Annotated in this window: 22 protein-coding genes; 14 read left to right on the forward strand and 8 right to left on the reverse strand. The window is 36.4% G+C overall.

Annotated elements, in window-relative coordinates:
• Together AB1410_00525 and AB1410_00530 are read left to right on the forward strand one after the other, a co-directional pair.
• On the forward strand, positions 1-203 hold a 203-nt coding region (locus tag AB1410_00525; GenBank protein MEW6455184.1), incomplete at its 5' end, for a hypothetical protein.
• Between the two features lie 76 nt (positions 204-279).
• Positions 280-1,425 (forward strand): glycosyltransferase family 4 protein, encoded by a 1,146-nt coding sequence (locus AB1410_00530; protein MEW6455185.1) that lies wholly within the window; start codon positions 280-282, stop codon positions 1,423-1,425.
• 152 nt (positions 1,426-1,577) lie between these two features.
• On the opposite strand, the gene AB1410_00535 is transcribed toward AB1410_00530, so the two are convergent.
• Entirely contained in the window at positions 1,578-1,850 is a 273-nt protein-coding gene (locus AB1410_00535) for an FmdB family zinc ribbon protein (protein MEW6455186.1), read from the reverse strand.
• A 106-nt stretch (positions 1,851-1,956) separates the two neighbouring features.
• On the opposite strand from AB1410_00535, the gene AB1410_00540 reads away from it, so the two are divergent.
• The 8 genes from AB1410_00540 to AB1410_00575 all read left to right on the forward strand — a co-directional run bounded on the left by AB1410_00540 (position 1,957) and on the right by AB1410_00575 (position 11,359).
• Positions 1,957-2,943 carry a GDP-L-fucose synthase gene (locus AB1410_00540; GenBank protein ID MEW6455187.1) on the forward strand — a complete coding sequence of 329 codons (987 nt, stop codon included), beginning with the start codon at positions 1,957-1,959 and terminating at the stop codon, positions 2,941-2,943.
• Between the two features lie 44 nt (positions 2,944-2,987).
• The gene (locus tag AB1410_00545) at positions 2,988-3,875 is read left to right on the forward strand and encodes an ABC transporter permease (GenBank protein ID MEW6455188.1); all 888 of its coding nucleotides are present in this window, start codon (positions 2,988-2,990) and stop codon (positions 3,873-3,875) included.
• A gap of 12 nt (positions 3,876-3,887) precedes the next feature.
• A complete protein-coding gene (locus AB1410_00550) occupies positions 3,888-5,192 on the forward strand; it encodes a polysaccharide ABC transporter ATP-binding protein (protein MEW6455189.1) in 1,305 nt (434 codons plus the stop codon).
• Positions 5,193-5,368: 176 nt separating this feature from the next.
• A complete protein-coding gene (locus AB1410_00555; GenBank protein MEW6455190.1) occupies positions 5,369-7,036 on the forward strand; it encodes a methyltransferase domain-containing protein in 1,668 nt (555 codons plus the stop codon).
• 2 nt (positions 7,037-7,038) lie between these two features.
• On the forward strand, positions 7,039-8,124 hold the full coding sequence (locus AB1410_00560) for a glycosyltransferase family 4 protein (protein ID MEW6455191.1): 1,086 nt from the start codon (positions 7,039-7,041) through the stop codon (positions 8,122-8,124).
• A 3-nt stretch (positions 8,125-8,127) separates the two neighbouring features.
• Complete coding sequence (locus AB1410_00565) at positions 8,128-9,309, forward strand: glycosyltransferase (protein MEW6455192.1); 1,182 nt, start codon at positions 8,128-8,130, stop codon at positions 9,307-9,309.
• Entirely contained in the window at positions 9,310-10,335 is a 1,026-nt protein-coding gene (locus AB1410_00570) for a glycosyltransferase (protein MEW6455193.1), read from the forward strand.
• A 124-nt stretch (positions 10,336-10,459) separates the two neighbouring features.
• Positions 10,460-11,359 (forward strand): glycosyltransferase, encoded by a 900-nt coding sequence (locus AB1410_00575; GenBank protein ID MEW6455194.1) that lies wholly within the window; start codon positions 10,460-10,462, stop codon positions 11,357-11,359.
• 142 nt (positions 11,360-11,501) lie between these two features.
• Here the strand turns inward: AB1410_00575 and amrB are convergent, their stop codons facing one another.
• Complete coding sequence (gene amrB / locus AB1410_00580) at positions 11,502-13,244, reverse strand: AmmeMemoRadiSam system protein B (GenBank protein MEW6455195.1); 1,743 nt, start codon at positions 13,242-13,244, stop codon at positions 11,502-11,504.
• A gap of 102 nt (positions 13,245-13,346) precedes the next feature.
• Here amrB and AB1410_00585 point away from each other — a divergent pair, with 102 nt between their 5' ends.
• The 3 genes from AB1410_00585 (at position 13,347) to AB1410_00595 (ending at position 15,754) form a co-directional block, all read left to right on the forward strand.
• Positions 13,347-14,264 (forward strand): tetratricopeptide repeat protein, encoded by a 918-nt coding sequence (locus AB1410_00585; protein ID MEW6455196.1) that lies wholly within the window; start codon positions 13,347-13,349, stop codon positions 14,262-14,264.
• Positions 14,261-15,145, forward strand: a complete 885-nt coding sequence (gene xerC, locus AB1410_00590; protein MEW6455197.1) for a tyrosine recombinase XerC — start codon at positions 14,261-14,263, stop codon at positions 15,143-15,145. Before AB1410_00585 ends, xerC begins: the two co-directional genes overlap by 4 nt.
• Positions 15,146-15,433: 288 nt before the next feature.
• Positions 15,434-15,754, forward strand: coding sequence for a ComEA family DNA-binding protein (locus AB1410_00595; protein ID MEW6455198.1), 321 nt, complete (start codon positions 15,434-15,436; stop codon positions 15,752-15,754).
• Between the two features lie 60 nt (positions 15,755-15,814).
• Here AB1410_00595 and AB1410_00600 read toward each other — a convergent pair whose 3' ends face one another.
• The 5 genes from AB1410_00600 to AB1410_00620 all read right to left on the reverse strand — a co-directional run bounded on the left by AB1410_00600 (position 15,815) and on the right by AB1410_00620 (position 21,730).
• A complete protein-coding gene (locus AB1410_00600) occupies positions 15,815-17,062 on the reverse strand; it encodes an ABC transporter permease (protein ID MEW6455199.1) in 1,248 nt (415 codons plus the stop codon).
• A 4-nt stretch (positions 17,063-17,066) separates the two neighbouring features.
• Positions 17,067-18,302 carry an ABC transporter permease gene (locus AB1410_00605; GenBank protein MEW6455200.1) on the reverse strand — a complete coding sequence of 412 codons (1,236 nt, stop codon included), beginning with the start codon at positions 18,300-18,302 and terminating at the stop codon, positions 17,067-17,069.
• 49 nt (positions 18,303-18,351) lie between these two features.
• Positions 18,352-19,875 (reverse strand): cellulose synthase family protein, encoded by a 1,524-nt coding sequence (locus AB1410_00610; GenBank protein MEW6455201.1) that lies wholly within the window; start codon positions 19,873-19,875, stop codon positions 18,352-18,354.
• A gap of 465 nt (positions 19,876-20,340) precedes the next feature.
• Entirely contained in the window at positions 20,341-20,541 is a 201-nt protein-coding gene (locus AB1410_00615; protein MEW6455202.1) for a hypothetical protein, read from the reverse strand.
• Positions 20,525-21,730: an ArsA family ATPase gene (locus AB1410_00620; protein ID MEW6455203.1), complete on the reverse strand. Its 1,206-nt coding sequence runs from the start codon at positions 21,728-21,730 to the stop codon at positions 20,525-20,527. The genes AB1410_00615 and AB1410_00620 overlap by 17 nt, the downstream gene beginning before the upstream one ends.
• A 26-nt stretch (positions 21,731-21,756) precedes the next feature.
• On the opposite strand from AB1410_00620, the gene nth reads away from it, so the two are divergent.
• Entirely contained in the window at positions 21,757-22,419 is a 663-nt protein-coding gene (gene nth / locus AB1410_00625; protein ID MEW6455204.1) for an endonuclease III, read from the forward strand.
• Between the two features lie 39 nt (positions 22,420-22,458).
• Here the strand turns inward: nth and AB1410_00630 are convergent.
• Positions 22,459-22,647, reverse strand: a 189-nt coding sequence (locus AB1410_00630; protein ID MEW6455205.1) for a hypothetical protein, incomplete at its 5' end; no start/stop codon positions are given.

Below are 22,647 nucleotides of genomic sequence, written 5' to 3' on the forward strand. Positions count from 1 at the left end.
GATCCTTGGAGATGACCGGCTTCGTTCATCGAGGCAAACATCGAATACCTTTTGTGAGCATCGCAACCAAAAAATCTTTTCATCCTGCAGTACCTCCTTATTCCTTTTATACCACCTATCGGCTAGGTACTGCAGCGCTTTCATATAATCAAGAAATAAATTTACATCACCCCCACGCGAACCTTCCCCCTTTTCTTGCATAGTCATAAAGACAAATTCCAAAAAAATAAATAAAAGTATTGTAAAGATATTTCTCATATATTAGATATATTGAATAGAATGATATCAAAAATTAAAATCTGCCATATAATTACAAAACTTGAGCTTGGAGGAGCTCAGAAAAATACACTATATACAGTATCAAATTTAAACAAAGAAGAATTTGAAGCATTTCTTATTTCAGGAGAAAAAGGAATTCTTGATGGAGAAGCGAATAAAAAATTGAATGCAAAATTTATCTCATTGCACTGGATGAGAAGAAAAATAAATCCATTGTTTGACATGATTGCTCTCATACAACTTATTATTATTTTAAAGAAATTGAACCCAGATATAATTCATACTCATAGCTCAAAAGCTGGAATTTTAGGAAGATGGGCAGGATATCTTTCAGGCGTAAGAATCAGAATACATTCGATCCACGGGTTCGGATTCTATCCACAACAATTCTTTTTAATCAAATGGATTTTTATTCACCTTGAAAAAATAACAGGCCTTATAACTACCCATTTTATCGCTGTTTCCAAAAATAATATTGAATATGGATCAAAACTTAAAATTTTAAAAAAAGACAATGTAAGCCTGATAAGAAGCGGAATTGAGATTGAAAGATTTACAAATGTTAGAGTTGATAGAGATAAAAAGAAAAAAGAGCTCGGATTACCGCTAAACAAAAAAATAATAGGAATGATTGTACCTTTTAAGCCTCAAAAAGCTCCCCTTGATTTTGTGAGGATTGCCAGACTTTTGAAAAATGAAATGCCTAATACTCACTTTGTATTAGTGGGCGATGGAGAATTAAGAAAGAAAATTGAAAAAGAAATTAAAAAATCTAATCTTATCGAATCATTTTCTCTTTTAGGATGGAGGTATGACATTGAAGAAATTTATCAGATTCTCAATGTTTTAGTTTTAACTTCAATATATGAAGGACTTCCTCAGGTAATCCCCCAGGCCTTCTCTTCTGAAGTGCCAGTTGTTGCAACTTCAGTGGATGGAAATGCTGAAATAATCAATGATGGTCAAAATGGATTTCTCTTCAAGCCCCATGACTTTAACGATGCAAAGGAAAAAATAATTGCATTACTTAGAAATTCCGAATTATCAAAATCTTTCGCAGAAAAAAATAAAAAAATGCTGGATGAATTTGAAATTAACTCAATGGTAAAAAAACAGGAGAAGCTCTATAAACAATTATTTTCTTAAAATGGATAGAAAGGATTACCAACAAGATTGATATCTTTATAAAGGCGGGGGTCTCCCTTTTTATCGGGAGACCTTTTTTGGAGGTGGGATGTATTTATTGAATAAAGGGGGGTGATGCCTGATTTAATTTATTTAAAAAGCCATATTTATTATCAATTTTTATACGAATCTTTATTCTCATCTGATTTCCCCTGTTTAGTGGTTTCATCTTTTTTATCTCCTTTCCCCTTTCCATCTCTTGGATCTTTTCTTGCATAATCAGTTATATACCAGCCTGACCCTTTGAATTGAATTGCTGGAGGAGAAATAATTCTAAATAATCTTCCCCTGCATTTTGGACATTGTTCAATCGGTTGATCTCCAACCTTCTGCATAAATTCAAATTTCTCATTGCAATCCTTACATCTATATTCATATATCGGCATCTTTTTTTATCTTATATTATTTATTACCACACTCAAAATTCTTTGTCAAGCACCTGGAAAATCAATTTTCTTGACTTCTCTAATAATTAAAATATACTTAATAATAATGAATTTCTGGGAAAATAAGAAAATACTCGTAACTGGAGGAGCAGGTTTTCTTGGTTCCCATGTAGTTAAAAAAATAATCTCAAAAGGAGTACCTCCTGAAAATATATCAATTCCAAGAAGCAAAGAAATTGATTTAAGACTCTGGGAAAACTGTAAAAAAGCTGTAAAAGGAGTTGACATCGTGATCCATCTTGCGGGAAAAGTTGGAGGAATAGGTTTTAATCAAAAATATCCTGGAGCATTATTCTATGATAATATAATTACGGGAACTCAATTAATGGAAGCTGCAAGACAGTCTGAGGTTGAAAAATTTGTTGGTATTGGAACGGTATGTTGCTATCCAAAATTCACTCCAGTGCCTTTTAAAGAAGAAAATCTCTGGGATGGATATCCGGAGGAAACAAATGCACCCTATGGATTCGCAAAGAAAATGCTCCTTGTGCAATCTCAGGCTTACAGGAAACAATATGGATTCAATTCAATTTTCCTTCTCCCAGTTAATCTTTATGGCCCTGGAGATAAATTCGACCCTGAATCTTCCCATGTAATCCCTGCATTGATAAAAAAGTTTTTCGATGCCATACCCAGCAAATCAGTCACCATCTGGGGCACAGGAAAGGCAACAAGAGAATTTCTATATGTGGAGGATTGTGCAGAGGCAATAATGCTTGCAACTGAGAAATACAATAAAAGCGAGCCTGTAAACATTGGAGCTGGCTTTGAAATCTCCATAAAGGATTTAGTGAATTTAATTGCAAAACTAACAGGATTTAAAGGCGAAATTATATGGGATTCTTCCAAGCCCGATGGCCAGCCTCGACGAATGCTCGACACCTCTAAAGCTCTAAAAGAATTTGGTTTCAAAGCTAAAACTTCCTTTGAAGAGGGACTTAAAAAGACAATTGAGTGGTATAAAACTAAGTATTTTGAAAAAGATTTTAATAAAACCAGGAAATTTGAATTAACTAAATCTGAAATAATATAAAAAAAATTAGAAGAAATTATAAAAAATAAAAACTAATTATAAAGATGAAAATAAATAAAGCAGACATAAACAAAGAAAAAATTGAAGATGAAGATATAGTCTCAAAAATCCGTATCCCCATAACATATATCCGACCTTCAAAAGGATGGGTAAACATAAATTTAAAAGAACTATGGGAATATCGCGAACTATTATATTTTTTAATCTGGAGGGACATTAAAGTTCGATATAAACAAACTATTTTGGGTGCAGCATGGGCAATTATCCAGCCTCTTTTTACGATGGTTGTTTTCAGTATCTTTTTTGGCCTTCTCGCAAAGATTCCTTCGGATGGGATTCCATATCCAGTTTTTGCATATACAGCTCTTGTTCCATGGATGTATTTTTCTAACGCACTCTCTCAAGGTAGTAACAGCCTGGTGGAACATCAGCGTATGATCACAAAAGTATATTTTCCCCGATTGATCCTGCCCCTCTCTTCAGTTTGTTCAGGCTTACTGGATTTTGCGATTTCATTTGGTGTTCTTTTATTAATTATGCTTTTTTACTCTGTAATACCTTCATTAGCTATATTGACATTGCCTCTATTTATCTTATTGGCAATATTGACCGCCCTATCTGTTAGCATATGGCTATCAGCGTTAAACGTTGAATACAGAGATGTTCGTTATGTAATTCCTTTCATCTTGCAGTTCTGGCTTTTTATTTCTCCTGTTGCATATCCAAGCAGCCTTGTTCCAGAACGATTTCGAGCACTGTATGGATTAAATCCAATGGCTGGAGTAGTTGAGGGATTCAGGTGGGCTTTAACGGGGAAAACTCAGGCACCCGGTCCTTTATTATTTGTTTCAATAATAACAGTTATGGTATTATTAATAAGTGGTTTGTATTACTTCCGACGAATGGAGAAAACATTCGCGGATGTGGTATGAGTAATGGAAAAAATGGGCAATTCAGTAATTCGAGTTGAAAACTTAGGGAAAATTTACAGAATTGGAGAACGAGAACGATACAAAGCTCTTCGTGATTCCATAACAAATTTCATCTATTCTCCGTTTCGACGTCTCCAACCTATGGTAAAAAGCTCAAACGTTCAAACTTCTAAGCGTTCAAAAAATAATTTCATCTGGGCTCTTAAAGATGTATCTTTCGAAGTAAAACAGGGAGAAGTAATTGGTATCATCGGCAGAAATGGCGCTGGAAAAACAACTTTACTAAAAATTCTATCTCGTATCACTGAACCAACAGAGGGTTATGCTGAAGTAAGAGGAAGAGTTGGGTCTCTACTTGAGGTGGGAACAGGTTTTCATCCAGAATTAACAGGAAGGGAAAATATTTATCTAAATGGTGCGATTTTAGGAATGAGGAAGACTGAGATCGATAAAAAATTTGATGAGATTGTAGATTTCGCTGAGGTAGAGAAATTCATTGACACTCCGGTTAAATATTATTCCAGTGGAATGTATGTGCGTCTTGCTTTTGCTGTTGCTGCCCATTTAGAGCCTGAGATTTTACTTGTTGACGAAGTTCTTGCAGTTGGCGATGCTGCCTTCCAGAAAAAGTGCCTTGGCAAAATGGGCGATGTAGCGAAGGAAGGCCGCACAGTGCTGTTTGTAAGTCATAATATGGCGGCAATTCAAGGATTGTGCTCAAAGGCTATATGGCTGGAGGAGGGCTCGGTTAAACTAATAGATTTGACCCACTCGGTGCTTGAAGCTTATCGAGAAGCTATCCTGCACTCGGTAGAGCGGGCGTATCCACCAGGCATCCTCTTCGATACAGAGCTTGCGGACATTGACATATCGAATTCAGATTTTGCTATAACACGGGTGTTAATTTTAGATGAAAAGGGATGTAGAAAGCCCGTCCTAAGGACATGGGACTATGTCCGGTTTCGAATCTTTTTTCAATCCAACAAATACCTGGACGGCGGAGGAGTAGATCTCGAGTTTACCACTTTGGAGAGCATTCCTGTCCTTTATAGTGCAAGTGCTCCTTTTGCAAATTTGACTATTGCATTTACCGAGGGAAAGGACGGTTGGGTAGACTGCGTCTTTCCTCGCTTCCCATTAGCAGCAGGACTTTACCTTGTTAGAGGAGCTTTGACGGTACCTGGATTGCGATATTTGTGGCGTATGGAACTTGCGACGTTGGATGTTACACCGGCTGATGTCTACGGAACGGGCCATACGCCTACAAACACATATACTCTTATTGCGCCCGATTGCTTTTGGGAACAGCTTGGTTAGGACTCATCTCTAAGCGGAGGAATCCAATGCATCTCGTGTTCGGTGCGAGCAGTTGGCTAAAACATTGGTTGAATTTCCTATCTGGAAGGTACTCAACAACGCCATCGAAGGAGCGCCCAGTTATGCTTTGTACCAATTCAGCCTACTATCCTTGGCAGGGTGGATCTGAGTACGTATTGCAAACCATCGCAGAACATATGGCTCAGTTCTGCGATGTCTATGTGGCATGTCCCAAAATTGGGCGCACGTTCAAGGAACACAATGGGGTTAAGATCTATGAGGTAGATAACCAAAAATCTTTCCGCAACTTTGTGCGGGATTTGAATCCTGACATTTTTTTCTGCAATATGATATACAATCCTATAAACTATCAAAACCTTGACCTTTATGCAAGTTTGGATTGTCTCAAGGTAATGAACCCCGTTGGCGGGCCGTATCAATTGGATGAAAAGTGGATGGCATCGGTGCTACAAAAAGTTGGCCAGATATTTGACTACTATATACACGTGGATTACACTAGTTCAGACTATCAAAGAGATACTCGTTATATACCACAACACAAGATTCGCATCATACCGCAAGGGGTTCATGCGGAAGAATTTAATGATTTGCCAGACAAGAACATATTGCGGCATAAGTATGGGATTAGTGAGCAGGACTATTTTATATGTGGTCAGAATTTTTGGGAATGGAAGAATCATGTTGAATTAGCAGAGTTGTTCAGAGATTTCCCACGATCTGATATTGGGTTGGTATTGGCAGGCCACAAGGACACCGGCGATGGTTCACTTATTAAGATAATAAAGGCTGCCGAAAGGGATCCGCGTATCCATATCTTGCTTGATTTGCCACGGAAGGATTTTCTCGGGCTCGTCAAGCATGGTATCGCTCACTGCAGCAGAAGCAGAGTCGAAGGGCCTCAGCCCAATATTATGCTTGAATGCGGATTTATGGAAGTTCCCTACTTGACGACTTTGGCGGGTAATCGCTGGGCTTATCCACATATTGTGGTGGCAGATTCATCACAAGACTTTGTTGACAGAATGGAACATTTATCTAGGGATGCTGGATTGCGGCAAGACCTTGGCGAGGCTGGCCATCGCTTCGTATTGAAAATTGGCGCAACCTGGCCCCAAGTGTTGAAAGCATATCAGAAGTTGTTCTTCGACGAATATGCCACAAGAGATCCGCGCTGGGAAGCTGCCCAGGAGGCAGAGCGGGTTTGCTGGTGTAGCTTATGGAACGGCCCAGAGGATGCTCCGTGCACAAGACTCGTAGAATCCGAGGTGGCCAAACAGACTTTCATCCTACGACAACTGGAAACTACCTTGGGTGTTTTACTGGATTCCTTTCCAGCCGGTTCCCGGGTTCTAGATGTCGGATGTGGACCGGTCAGTTATCTTTCGCGGCTAGAATTCAACGGTCTGAAGGAAGGCGTGGATCCATTGGTATACCCCATCTGGGTTTACGAACGATATCGTAACCATGGCTTTCACGTCCATGTGGTGCCATTCGAACGGTTCACTCCGTGTGGCACATATGACGTGATACTATTCTACAACGCGTTGCCGCACTTTTGTGACTTGGATCTTGTTGCCCGCAAATGCTATGAGATTCTGGCTGAAGATGGAGCAGTCTACTTGTCAGAGTACTTGCACATACCTTGTGATAGTGCCCATATTCAGTTTCTAACTCGAGATCTACTCGATGGTCTGTTTAACCGCCATGGATTTCAGGTCGTTTCTAGCGTTGTCAGCGCCCGGTTACCGAACCTTGTGGAGATGGGAGGTGGCAGACCTTGTGACCTATACGTGGCCAAAATAATGAAAGGAATAGCAGCCTAACAATGAAGATAGCTCTAATTGGACCTGGGCTTATGCCGATCCCGGCTAAAAACTGGGGGGCTGTTGAGATTCTGATTTGGAACTATAAGGTTTACTTGGAAGAGCTAGGCCACAAGGTTAATATTTACAACACCAAAGACTTGGATTTCGTAGCGCGCACTATCAATACAAACGAATACGATTTCGTTCATTTGCATTACGACGAGTATATTAGGTTTTTCAACCAGTCTTTAAACAAACCTTACTGTTGCACAAGTCATTATAGTTACATCCTTAAGCCAAGGATGTGGGGAACTTATTACAAGAGCATATTTAAGAATACCCTACAAGCACCAGGTATCATTGCTTTATCGGACAAAATTGCGCAAAAGTACAGGGATAGCGGATATAAAGGTTTCCTACGCGTACTACGCAATGGTGCTGAAGTGTTGCGCTTTAACTTCCGGTATCAAGGAAATAGGAAGGCTATCTGTTTAGGCAAAATTGAACCGAGGAAGCGTCAAGCATTACTGGCAGGTATTTCGAAGGGGCGAGTTAATATAGATTTTGTTGGACCAATAGTAGATCCTAATTTTCAGCAAAATGAAACATGTCGCTATTTAGGGATATGGGATAAACCATACCTGTACGAACATCTAACGGATTACAGTTGTCTTGTGCTACTAAGCGATGGCGAAGCTGCTCCTTTGGTTGTACCAGAAGCTTTAGCTGCAGGGCTAAGCATTGTGGTTTCCGAAAGCGCCAGTGCTAATCTTGATCCTATGGACTTTATCACGATTCTCCCGGATGGATTAACTGATCCAAATCGTTTACAAAATGCTATTGATGAGCAAATCTCTAGAAATGTAGCCGTCCGTGAAGAGATCCGGGAGTATGCCCAGCAACGATTCGACTGGTCTATCATCATCAACGAATATGTTAGTTTGATAGAGGAATTTAATGCTCAACCACCAACATCCTTACAGGCTCGTCATTTAAAACGGATCGAGTTGTTTGATGTTTGGCAGCAGTTGCAACGATCTATACTCAATCCTTTGTTGGCTGTAAATTGGGTGAAACAATGGTTTCGTCCGAAAAGGCATTTGTGATCTATGCGAATACTTTACGTTGCCCTTAAATACGACTACGGCAAGCTCGAACAGGGCTACAGCTTTGAGCATTACAACTTTTACCACTCCCTGCTCCATATGGGCCACGACATTCTCTACTTCGACTTCATGACCCTAATGCAAAAACACGGCCGAGACTGGATGAATCGCAGGTTGCTAGAGGTGGTAAAGGTAGAAAAGCCAGTCCTGATGTTCACAGTGCTCTTCAAAGATGAACTCGACCCGGCAGTGGTGCGTGAGATCTCGCAGAACACAGAAACTATCACCCTCAACTGGTTCTGCGATGACCACTGGCGTTTCGATAACTACGCCCGCTACTGGGCTCGTTGTTTTAACTGGGTAGTCACCACAGCCAAGAGGGCGTTACCCAAGTACGAAAAGTTGGGTTATCGCAATGTCGTTAAGAGCCAGTGGGCATGCAACCACTTCCTTTATCGTAAGCTCAACCTCCCTCTGATCTACGATGTCACCTTCGTGGGGCAGCCCCACAGCAACCGCCGCCAGGTGATCCAGGCGCTTCGCAACGCTGGGGTGGATGTCCATGTGTGGGGCAGAAGCTGGGAGTCAGGGCGTATCTCACAGGAAGAAATGATTAGAGTCTTTAATCAGAGCCGTATCAATCTTAACTTATCCCATTCTTCAACACCCCTATCAATCCATAAAGGACGAGTAAAAAATATAACTCATCGATGGCTTTCTAACTATCTAAAGGTCATTCCATTTAGATCACAGATCAAGACAATGAGTAAGCAGTGGTTAACAGCTATAAAACATTCTAAGATTGCTGATGGTACTCAAATTCGCTTTTATCCCGGTAGTAGGAAGTACATTGACCAAATCAAGGGGCGAAACTTTGAAATTCCTGGCTGTGGAGGATTCTTATTAACAGAGATGGCAGAGGATTTGGAAAACTATTATAAAATTGGTAGAGAGATTGTTTGCTTCGATAGCATAGATGACCTAATAGAGAAAATAGATTATTATCTACACCATGAGGATGAACGAATTGCAATCGCACAAGCAGGTTATGAACGAACATTATGTGAGCACACCTATGTGCATAGATTTACCGAAATCTTCAAGCAGTTAGGCCTACAATGTAAGCCACTCAGTTATGGTCTGGTAGGGAAAGTGCGCTTAGGTCAAACAGAAGAGATACACTGAATGACTGACACACCTCTTGTAAGTGTTGTTATGTCAGTATATAATGGCGAAAATTACCTAGAAAAATCTATTGAAAGTATCCTCTACCAGACATTCAGAAATTTTGAGTTCATTATCATTAATGATGGCTCGACTGATAGCACAGGTGCAATTCTTACTCGGTATCAGAAGATAGACAAGCGAATATTTGTCTTCAATCAAGAAAATCAAGGAGTAATCGCTTCTCTTAATAGAGGATGTCATCTTAGTAAAGGAAAGTACATTGCCCGAATGGATGCGGATGATATAAGTTTACCCGAACGATTACAGAAACAAGTAGAGTATATGGAGCTACATCCTGAAATTGATTTTTTAGGGACATCGATGGAGTTAATTGATCAAAATAGAATTCCATTAAAGAAATTATGTTTACCAACAATGCCTGGTCTTATAAGATGGTGCCTATTATTTGAAAATTGTATGAGCCACGCATCAGTTATGATGCGACGTTCTATTATAGAAAAAGTAGGTTTATATCATATAGAGGCGCAACATGCTGAAGATTATGATCTCTGGACTCGTGCAAGTTTTAAAACTAAATTAGCTAATCTTCCAGAGGTCCTTCTTTGTCATCGTATCGGGGTGAACAACATAACCTCAAGGTATTTTCCAGAACAAGAACAAGCAGTTATTAAAGTTATGCATTCATCTATTTCCCAAACATTGAATAAAGAAATTCCGATAAAAACTATAATAAGTCTTCACCAAATGGTTAGAGAGAATTTTTTAAATGATTTTCATCAAATTCAAGAAGTATACAAACTAATTGAAAATTTATATAGATCTTATCTTAAATTAGTATCTCTAAATTCAATTGAGGCTAAAGCAGTGGCACTCGATGCGGCAAAAAAAATTCTAATTCTGACAGTATCGGCAGCCAGGCTTTTCAAATGGAAAGCTTTATGGCTTTTTATTAGGGCTATAAAATTAAATCCAAAAGTTTTATTGCCTGAATATATTTCAAGGGGTATTAGAAAACTTATCTGAAGAATCAATCTTCTGGGCTTAAAGAGGTTTTAAAAAGGTAGACAAAGAAGCTCATTTATTCTTTACCAATTATATTTATAAGCAATTATTTTTAAAATAAAATTATAAAAATGATTAAAAAGAAGTGAATAATCCATTAATTTCAATTATTATCCCTTGTTTTAACTGTGAAAAATATGTAGAACAGGCAATTTTAAATGCAAAAAGTCAAAGATTAGAAAATTTAGAGATAGTTTTCATTAATGATGGATCTACTGATAATGTGGAAGAATTACTTCAACCTTATAAAAATGATTTAGTTTATTGTTATCAAGAAAATAAAGGTCTTTCGAATGCTAGGAATAAGGGAATTGAATTTTCTAAAGGTAACTATATTGCATTTTTAGATCCAGATGATATCTGGTATCCTGATACCTTAATTACACTTTATGACTTCTTAGAGAATAACAAAGATTTTGGAATGGTGTGCGGAAAAACTTTATGTATATCAGAATCAGGAGAACCTCTTTACTCGATTCCGCCAAAAAATATTGGACCTGAAATTACTCATGAAGATCTATTAAATAGAAATTTATTTACAGTGATTTCTGCTCTTGCGAGGAGAGAATGTTTCGAAAAAGTAGGTTTATTTGATGAAAATTTAACATCTTGTGAAGATTATGATATGTGGTTAAGAATATCAAAGCATTATAAAATAGGATACATTGATAAATATGTAGCAAAATATAGAATTGCTTCATCTATGATGAGCGCTGACATCTTTAGAATGGTTAAAAATGAAGTAGCCGTCTTAGAGAAAAACCTAATCGTAGATGAAAATACGCCAAAAAAAGTATTATCTCATTTATATTATAAAAAGGGAGTTTTTAACTCTCTGTTAAAGAATCAAAGAAAATCAACCATCTATTTCTTTAGTAGCTTAAAAAATAATCCATTTAATTATAAATCAATGGCAGGTTTATTTCTCAATTTATTTTTTCCATTTTCATTTGAAAAAATTATGAAAATTTATAGATATCGATAATAATAATATTTTCCAATATCTTTTCCCTAATTTTTTATTATTTAATTTTAATTGAACTTTTTTTCTGATATTTAATCAAAAGAACCTTAAATTTTTATAAGTTTTTACCAAAACGCCTGTAAAAAGGCTTGCTAAAAAATTTTCATTTCTCCTCAAAGATTTCAGCTTCGAAGATGAAGATTTCGGCGTTTTTTCTCCAGCAGCCATAGGGAAAGCCAACTTTCAGGCAGGTCTGGTCTAAAAACTGTTCTCTTGTCCAGCCATGATCAACTGCAACCTGGGGTAGAAGCAATCCTTTTCGCTCCTCTTTGGAAATTAAAAGACCATGGGTTCCAACCTTTATCTCTTTTATATCTGAAATCTTCTTTAAAGGTGTAAGCACTGAGATTTCAATGTGAATCTTTTTCAATTCCTCAGGAGATAATGGTTCAAATCTTGGGTCTTTTACTGCTGCGTAGACTGCTGCCCTTTGAGTTGCTTCCCATAAGGGGAACAAAGGTTCGGTAAACCCTATGCACCCCCTTAGCTCTCCTTTTTTCTTTATCGTAACAAAAACACCTCTTAATTCCTTTAACCCTTCCTCCACATTTCCCACATTGTAAACTTCCTTTCTTAAAACCCAACCTTCGATAGATTTTCTAGCTATTTCGAGAAGCTTATTCTTTTGTCCCTCAGTTAAATTAAAATTTTCTGTTTTTTCTTTCATCTCTTTATCAAGATCGTGCCTTATTTCCTTCTCTTCTTTATCCACTTCTTTCAATCTATAAATTAAACCATAAGGAGGATTAATAAAAGAAGAATTGAAGTTATCCATATCAGTTTGAAATAAATTAAGGGGGCTGAAAGAAGAGGTGAGGTTGATTTCATTAAATCTATAATTAATATTACTGGAAGGAAAAAAATTATTGCTTCTTAATTCATTGGGAGACTCGATGAAACTTAGAGCTTTTTTGTTTTTTTTTCCATTATTTTTACTCTCTTTTTTCACTGCCTCCGGAACAATAACTGCTGCTGAAAGATAACCAACCACTCTTTCAGTTGGACCACCTACATCTGAGGAGTCAGCATATTTTAATATTTTTACTTCTTTTGCACCGAGTATCCTTGTTGCCATCATCATGGATATGACAGGTCCTCCTCCGCACATTTCAGCCCTATCGATTAAAAATTCTCTCATCAATCTATCTTCATCAAAATTCTCGATAAAAGAGATTGTAAAATCATCGATTTCTTTCGCACGGCTCTTTGAGTGGAAATGGGAGAGGTCAGTAGAAGCAACAACCAATACATTTTTATCCTTTAATGCTTTTGAAAGAGCCATAGCTAACCCTTTTATTGTCCTTTCATCCTGATTTCCCATAACTAAAGGCACTATGGGAATATCGCCAAATACTTTTTGAATGAATGGAATTTGCACTTCTACGGAATGCTCTTTTAGATGGGCCTGTAGGATATCTCTTATTAAGCTCCTGCCTTGAGCTCTCATCTCTGAGGCAAGTTTTTCATCAATTTTAACTTTACCAAGGGGGGTCACATAGTAGCCTTTTGGATATACAGAAACTCCCTCGAAAGGAAAATAATGGGAAGGTCCAATCACCACAATTGCATCATACTTTCTCCCTGAAACCAATTTATATCCATAAGCAGCCACTCTTCCTGAATATATATAACCTGCATGGGGCACGATTATTCCATATATCCTACCTTTGATTTCAGGGGGTTTTACAGATTCGATAAATTTATCAATCATCGATGATAATTCTTTTGCATCTTTTGGGTAAAATGCACCGGCAACTGCTGGCTGCCTTTCCTGAGAAATTATTTTTGAATAAAAAGGAATTATTATAAAAATAAAAATTGGCAAAATTAGAAATAATTTCTTCATCCTAATTCCCTTTCTTTGAGATAATATCAAAAGCACTTGAAGCAAGTAAAGTTTTTATTGATTTTAAATGATTATGAAATTATTATAAATATGGAGGAGATGATGAAAAAGGTAATTATATTCATAATAATTTTAATAATACTAGTTATATATCTCCTTTCCTCAGTTCAGGGAAAAATCCTTGGACTTATAACCGATAAAAATAAAAATCCGATACAGGGATCAAAAATTACTATAACTTCCATCGCCAATCCCACTGCCAAGTATGAATTAAGATCTGACAAAAAAGGAAAATTTGTTCAGATTGGGTTGTATCCTGGCTATTACCAGATTAAGTGTGAAAAAGAGGGTTTTATAACAGGTATTCTTGAAATAAGAGTTCCAATTAACGAGACGGTCGAAGTAAATTTAGAGCTTGAGACTGCAAGAGAATATGGAGAAAAGAAAGAAACTCCATCAGAAAAATCTTTCAAACAGGCTAACGAAGCTTTTCAAAAAGGAGATTATGAAAAAGCAGTGAATGAATATAGGGAAGCATTAAAGGAAGACCCGAATGAGCCAATTTATTATTATAATCTCGGGATTTCTTACAGAAAAATGAATAAAAATGATGAAGCGATTGAAGCCTTTAAAAAAATGATCGAGATTCAGCCTCAAAGTTTTTCTGGCCTAAAAAACCTGGGCGAGCTTTATGGTTTAAAGAAAGATTTCGAAGAAGCATCGAAATATTTTAAGAAAGCTGTTGAAATAAGTCCCAATGACCCTGAAGCCTACTATAATTTAGGAGCCTGTCTTATGAACAATGCCGATTATAAAGGAGCTCTGGAGGCTTTCAAGAAATCAATCGAAGTTCAAAGTGATTATGGAGCATCTTACTATCAGCTCGGGCTTCTCTATGTGAATCAGAGTATGATGGAGGAAGCGATAAAAGCTTTTGAAAAATTTATTCAACTTTCTCCTGACGACCCGAACGTTCCCACTGCAAAGCAAATGCTTGAATATCTTAAAAAAAATAATTGAAGGATAAAATAAAATCATACTTAGATTATTTGAAAAATATAAAGAATTATTCATCTCATACGATAAGAAATTATAGCCTTGATTTAAACCAGTTCAATGAATTTCTTCTTTACAAAGATGTGGATCTTAAGGAAATAGACAACATTGTAATAAGGGGATTTTCAGCTGAGATACTTAAAAAAGGAAGTCAGAAGTCAACCCTCTCAAGAAAATTGGCCTCGATAAGGTCATTTCTTCAGTATTTAGTCGAAAAAGGAGTGATCAATCATAATCCTGCAAAAGCTGTTTCCTCTCCAAAAGTGGATAAAAAAATACCATCGTTTCTTTCTGAAGAAGAAACGATAAAGCTGCTTGAAATAAAGGAGGATAGCACGCTTCAAAAAAGAAATGCAGCAATTATAGAACTACTGTATTCTACAGGCATGAGAGTTTCAGAGCTTGTAAACCTTAACTGGGATGATGTTAATTTTAACAGCAAAATAATCAGGGTAAAAGGAAAGGGGAAAAAAGAAAGGATTGTTCCTTTTGGGAAATATGCTGAAATAAGACTTATCCAGTGGAAAAATAACAGGTTTGAATTGAACAATGGAAAGATTGATTTTGAACCTGTTTTTTTAAATTTTCGTGGAGAAAGGATTACAGAAAGGTCTGTGGAGAGAATGATAAAAAACCTTGGAATTAAATTAAATTTAAACAAAAAAATCTCTCCCCATTCTCTCAGGCATTCATTTGCTTCCCATCTTCTTTCAAGAGGTGCTGATTTGAGGTCAATCCAGGAACTCCTCGGCCATGAAAGTTTAGACACAACCCAGAAATATACCCATCTTAACATAAAAGAATTGATGAGAATATACAGAGAATTCCATCCAAAAGCTAAATAAATTAGAGACACATCCCTTTTTTAAAATAATCATTGTTTTTGAGCCACCCTTCCTTCTCATTTTATATAGAGTATTGATTAAGAATTTTTTCAAAAGATTCGGATGTGCCCCTAATCTATGATATGTAAACCAAAGTTAACAATAGAACATTAAACTAAACTATAAAATGTAAATATTGATTTACTTAAATTTTTCAATAATTTTTTAAAAATTTGTTAATTATCTGATAACATTGAACTTATTAAATTTGGCATCTCCTTTGCTTAAAAAATAATGAAGGAGGACAAAATGAAAAAACAAATTTTAAGAGTTGTAATGGCAAGCTTTTTGGCATTAGGGATTTTATTGGTTTTCTCGCCTGTAGTAAAAGCTGAGACTCAAGCTCAGAAAACTGATGCAAAAGCTCAGGAAGTAAAAAAGATCAATATCAACACTGCTTCAGCTGAAGAATTAGCTACTCTTCCAAGACTCGGTCCAAAAAAAGCCCAGCTTATTGTGGATTTCAGAAAAAAGAACGGAAACTTTCAGAGAATCGAAGATGTAATGAAGGTTAAAGGAATCGGAGAGAAGATGTTCCAGCTCTGGAAGGACAGAATTACTGTAAAGTAAGATTCTCTCTAACAGAATAAAAGAGGGGCTGAAAATCAGCCCCTTTTTTATTTCTTCTTATCATTCATATCTTAATGCTTCAATCGGGCTCTGTTTTGCAGCTTTCTGAGCTGGAAATATTCCAAAAAAAATGCCAACAGAAAGAGAAATTAAAAATCCGATAAAAACTGACCAAAGAGAAACAGCAGCAGGAAGTGGAGTGAATTCCTTGACCCCTATGCTTACCATCCATCCAAGAAATATACCAATTATTCCTCCAATTCCTGCAAGTGTCATAGCTTCAAAAAGAAATTGCCAGAGAATATCCCGGTTTCTTGCGCCAATTGCTTTTCTTATTCCAATCTCTCTCAACCTCTCTCTCACTGAGACAAGCATAATGTTCATCACTCCAATCCCGCCAACTAAAAGACTTATCGAGGCTATTATTATCATCACTATATAAACTGCCTGGGTTAATTGATTGTAGAGGCTTGCAATTGTATCCTGTGTAAAAACAGCAAAATTATTGGGCTTTCCGAATGGAACCCCTCTTCTCCTTCTCAAAACTTCTTCTATCTCCTCAATCGCTTTGAAAATGAGTTCAGGAGATTTTGGCTTTGCTGCAATAAAAACATCCTCAACCTGAGGGTAAAGTTTCTCAAATGTAAAAAATGGAATAAGAATCTGATTATCCCTGCTTTCTCCGAAAAGCTTCCCTCTTTTTTCAAAATAGCCTATCACTCTAAATTTATCATTACCTATCATAATTTCTTTTCCTATTGGGTCAGAATGGGGGAAAAGCGCCTCAACTATCTCCATTCCCAGAACACAGACATTCACCCTCCTGAGCATTTCTTCTTTTGTAAAAAATCTTCCATCTTTTACTGGATTTTCAAAAACTTCCAAATACTCAGAATTAACGCCCAAAAAACTCGGGTTCTGTAATCTTTCATTTCGATATTTTACAGTCAGACTTCCATAATCAAACAGGCTGTAATAATGCTGATATGTCACTTCTCCGACAGAAGGACAGAGTCTTTCAATTGCTATCGCATCTTCATACGTAAACCCCTTTCTCGTCCTTTCCTCCTCTGACATTCTTCCAACCCTTATGCCAGGTTCATGCTTAGAAATAAATATTAAGCTCGACCCTATGCTCTGAAGACTCTGCATAAAACTCCTGTTTATCCCTTCTATAACTGAAACCATTCCTATTACTGTCATCACCCCTATCATCACACCCACAACTGTAAGAAGGGAGCGTAATTTATGGGATTTTAATGTAGAAAAAGAAATCGAGAGTAATTCTCTAATTATCAATAATTTCATCTTCTTACAATTCTCTCCTTAAAGCCTCGATCGGGTCAAGTCTGGATGCCTTGTTTGCAGGATAAATTCCGAAAAACAAACCCACTGATACAGAAATCAATAAACCTGCAATGACCGACCATAATTCAATCGCAGATGGAAGGGGGCTTACAACAGAAACTATCTTTGCAATTGAAAATCCAAGAATGATACCCAGTATGCCGCCGATTCCAGAGATGAAAGAGGATTCTATTAGAAATTGCTTCAGGATATCCTTTCTCCTCGCCCCTACTGATATTCTGATTCCTATTTCCCTTGTCCTCTCCAAGACCGAAACGAGCATTATGTTCATAACTCCAATCCCTCCCACCAAAAGAGAAATCGAGGAGATTATCACCATTGCAATGTAAAGAGTGGATGTTGTTTTTTTATAAAAATCGATAAAAGTTTCCTGGGTTGAGATATCAAAGTCATCTTCTTTTTTTGGAGGAATCTTTCTCTGGGCTCGGAGGATCATCCTCACCTCATCCATAGCCTTAACCATATCACTCTGGGATAGTGTATGAACTTCGATTATAAGATCTCTCCATCTACCAAAAATTCTCTGGAAAGTTGTAAGAGGTATCCTCACATAATTATCCTGATTAAATCCTAAGATGGAACCCTGTTTTTTCCCAACTCCTATTATCAGAAAATAGTGATTTCCTAATTTTATGATCTTACCAAGAGGGTCAGTATATGGAAAAAGTTTCTCTTTAACCTCCCAGCCTATGATACAAACTTTTCTTGAATGCTCCTCATCGTTTGATGAAATCTGCCTTCCAGATTCAAGCTCAAACACTCTTCCTATAAGGTGGTCAACGGCAGTAACTCCATTAATGCTTAAATCTTTAAGAAATTGCCTTCCATGTTTAACCTCAGAAGGAGTTGTGGAGAAGGCTCCAACTAAATTGCAATTCCTACAGTATTTCCTCAATGCTTTCACATCATCAAAAGTTAAATCCTTTCTTTTCCTGTATTCTAAATATTTATTAAAATCTGTAACTATTCCTGGCATTTTCATAACAAAAAAATCATTCGTTCCAAAATTAAATAGGGTGGTTGAAACATATTTGTTTAACCCCTGAATGATAGATACCACAACTATAACTGTGAGAACTCCAATTATTATTCCCAGAAGCGTCAGGAAAGTTCTTAATTTGTTAGAAAAAAGTGAAGAGAGGGATATTCGAAATGATTCAAATAAATTTATTTTTCCCATTTAAATTAAAATACGAATAATGGAGAAAAAAGTTTTGGGCAGGAAATATTTATTTTTTTCCGAAATTTTTTGAGGATTTGACATACTCCTCTTTTCTATCGCCCAAGAAGAACTCAGATATTTTCTCGTTCTGAATCAAAGAATAAAAAGCCATGTACAGATATCCTGATTGGAACAATAAAAGGAAGGGAATTGTCATGTAGATTCCTTCTTTAAAGGCTAAAATTACGGTAAATGTAAAATATATTCCCATTAAAAGTTCAATGTATGAGATAAAATTTTTCTTGGCCCTGTACTTTTTCATAAGCCAGTTTTCTTTTTGGCTTTCAATACCATATTTTGGAGTTCTTACAAATTCAGATTTTTTATCCATAAGAGCTTCTAAGACAGCCCAGGCATTGTTTATTGCAAGTCCGATTCCCAGAGACATCAAAAATGGAAGGTATTTAAATGTATCCTCCCAGTCAGTGTATATTTCTTTCTGAGAAACTAAATAGAATAGGGAAAAAGATGCAGTTGCAAACATAAAAAGAGGAAAATCTATTGCAATCATATCAGACCAGCCAAGTCCCTTTCTTATAATAACGGTAGGCATCACAAGAAGAGAAAGGGGAGCCATTAAAAGAAATGTTAGATTTCCAGTCAGATGAAAGAACGCCTCTAATTTTTGCCAGAAAGAAATCCTTGACTTTAAAATCACAGGGAGTATTTTCTTTGCTGTCTGAATCGAACCTTTCGCCCATCTGAATTGTTGGCTTTTGAATCCATTCATATCTACTGGAAGTTCTGCAGGAACAGAAAATTCTGGAAGATAGATAAATTTCCAACCGAGTAACTGAGTTCTGTAGCTTAAATCGAGGTCCTCCGCAAGAGTGTCCACTCCCCATCCTCCTGCCTGGTATATAGCCACCTTTCTCCAGATTCCTGCTGTTCCATTGAAGTTAAAAAATCTTCCTGATCGATTTCTTGCTATATGTTCTATCATAAAATGGCCATCTAAGAATATTGACTGAACTTTTGTAAGCAATGAATAATCCCGATTTATATGACCCCATCTTGCCTGAACCATTGCAACTAAGTCATCTGTAAAATAATGAATTGTGCTTTTTAAAAAATCTGGTGTTGGAATAAAATCAGCGTCAAATATGGCGACAAATTCTCCCTCTGATTCTTTAAGGCCTTCTTCAAGGGCACCTGCTTTAAACCCTCTTCTATTTTCTCTGTGAAAATATTTGATGTTAAACCCCTTTTCCCTGTAAAACTCCACCCTGTTTTTCGCAATTTCTTGGGACTCATCTATCGAGTCATCCAAAACCTGAATATCAATAAGTTCTTTTGGATAATCAAGTCTGCATACCGCATCGACCAGTCTTCTTACCACATACATCTCATTATAGATTGGAAGTTGAATTGTAACAGTGGGAAGTTTTTTAAAATAACTTTTTGGTTTTATGTCTTTATTTTTATTTTTAAGAAAAAGATAAAGCAAAAAATATCGGTGGAATCCATAAACAGATAGAATTGCCAATATTGAAAAATACAAAATCAACACAAGTGTCTTTATTTCTACCAATTATATTCTCCTACGCATTTTAAGAAATTTTAATTATATAGAAGGATGTTATCCAAGTCAAATTAATGGAAATTCATGAAGCAAGTAAAGTTTTGTGGTAGGAGAAATTAAATCAATGTATTTTTAGGCAAGAAGAGTGACTTAAAATACTACTTAGATTGAGAGGTTAACCGTCTTCTGAGCGATATATCGACGAGCATCTAAAAATCTGCGAAGTAAGTGAGAATAATTTCCTATATTTATTATATCGAAAGAGAAATGATATAACGAACGTGAGCGAGAGAGGATTTATCATCTAAGAGATAGTATAACTTTGAGAGATAGGAGATTATTTGAACGAACGAGCATAGATTTTGATGCAAGGAGATCTGAGCGAAGGGGATGGTTAACCTCTCTATCTCTATTTTTGTCCACCCTTGCTGCCCAAATTATTAACAGCCACAAAACTTTACTTGTTTCCGAAATTCAGCTTACCTCAACTTTTCTTGCTTTTTCCTTCTTACCCATTTTATCAATTTTTTCTATTTCTTTTTCAATAACACTTTTTAGGGCAAATAAAACTTCTTTTTTTGCATTGAATAGATGCTTTCCTGCTTCTGTATTTGGAATCTTTGCAAAAAATAAATAAACAGGACAAAATTTACAGAATTCAAGAAAATTCCCCATAATTCTCCCCTCCAAATTTTATTTCAAGAAACCCCTCTTTTATCGTTGCTTCTTCTATCTTTTTAAAAGAAAGGCTTCTCGGCAAGACTAAATTTCTTTTAAAATTTTTAAATTTTATCGTCAATTCATCTCCATTTACCCATAGGTCAACAACTTCTTTTGTAGCAAACGGCATTTTTATCAAAAGAAAATGATTTCCATTTAATTCAACCACTTTTATTGGCTTTTCTTTGTAAAAAATCTCAACGGGATTTTTATCCTGATAGATGTAAGAAGCCATCTGTGATAACAAATCTTTTCCAACAACTTCTTCTTTCCATAATTTTGACTTAAAGATGGGAATCGGACTGAAATTCTCTTCTATATTTTTTAGATGCTCTTTCTGAATTTCTTTCCAGCGATCATAGAAACTATCCTGAATTTCATCCGTTATTATTCTATTGATAATAACAGCATCTGTAACAAAGCCGAATAGATTTAAAAATGTGTACGCTCTTTGAGCTTCTTTTATCACCATTTTTTCAGGATTCACCACCATCCTTACAGAAGAAATTTCGGGATCTGTAAGAACCTCCTTTATTCCAATGAGATTTCTGTAAAGTTTTTCAACTGAGGCAAAAACACCATCATCAGGAAGGGGAAAATCAACAAACTGTTTCATAATAGGTCTTACCCCCTTTAGGACCATCCTCTCGATGTTGAATATTTTTTCCATGTACCACTTTGCAATGTCAGGAACAGAGAGTAACCTCAGCGTATCTCCGGTTGGAGCACAGTCTATTATTATTACATCAAATTGTCCCTTCATATAATATTGAACAAGTTCTAAAAGGGAAAATATTTCTTCCATTCCAGGAAAAACTGCCATCTCTTCAGCAATTATGTCATCGAGGCCACGTTTTTTCAAAAAATCATGGATGAAGTTTTTAATAGGACCCCAGTTTTTCTGAATCTCATAATTCACATCGATTTCAACCCCCATCAAGTTCTTTCCTACCCCCTTTATTTCTTTTCCAATCTCCATCTCAAAAGAATCTGACAGAGAATGAGCTGCATCTGTACTCATTAATAGCGTCCTGTAGCCAAGCTCAGAACATCTGAGAGCAGTGGCAGAGGCAACAGAAGTTTTTCCTACCCCACCCTTTCCAGTGAAGAGAATTATTCTTATTTTCTGTTTTTCTTTTTTCATTTTATTATTATAATATTTTAATGATTATGAGTTGTCAAACAAAGCTGAATGAAATTGAGAAAATAATAAAAACTCTTAAAAAAGAATCCAGCCGATTTAAAGCTCCTACTGTAACAGAAATTTCAGAAAATACTCGATCACCTTATCAGGTTCTTGTCACCTGTCTTTTAAGCCTTAGAACAAAGGATGAAGTGACAGGGAATGCATCGAAAAGGCTATTTAAATTAGCTGACACCCCAGAGAAAATGTTAAAAATTTCAACAAAAAAAATTGAAAAGGCAATCTATCCTGTTGGATTTTATAAGACAAAGGCAAAAAGAATCAAAGAAATATCAAAAATTCTTGTAGAGAGATACCATTCAAAGGCTCCTGATACAATTGAGGAGTTATTAAAGTTTAAAGGAATTGGAAGAAAAACTGCAAATATCGTTCTTGTCTATGGATATGGGAAAAAAGCACTTCCAATTGACACGCATTGTCACAGGATTCCCAATAGACTTGGCTGGATTCATACAAAAACCCCTGAGCAGACAGAACTGGAACTTAGAAAATTAATTCCTGAAAGATACTGGATGGATTTCAACGATTTATTCGTCCAATTTGGGCAGAACATATGTAAGCCAGTAAAACCAAACTGCCCCGAATGTCCGATAAAAAAATATTGTAATTACTATAAATATTCCTTTTGAGCTGTGTTAGCTAAATTTTAAAAGTGGACTATTTAAGATTTAAAAGTGGACTAATTTCAGGTCTTCATTTTTGACCTTTTCTATTCCTACTAATTTGTTGCCATACCAAAATCTGATTTCTGCCATCCCTGATAATTTATTAGGAATGATGCGTAGCTGAACCGTCCCACTTATCGGAACTCCGGAAATTCTAAATTCGAGGTTATTAAATGATATTTTTCTGTAGGG

Source organism: Acidobacteriota bacterium, assembly GCA_040756905.1.
GTDB lineage: Bacteria > Acidobacteriota > Aminicenantia > JBFLYD01 > JBFLYD01 > JBFLYD01.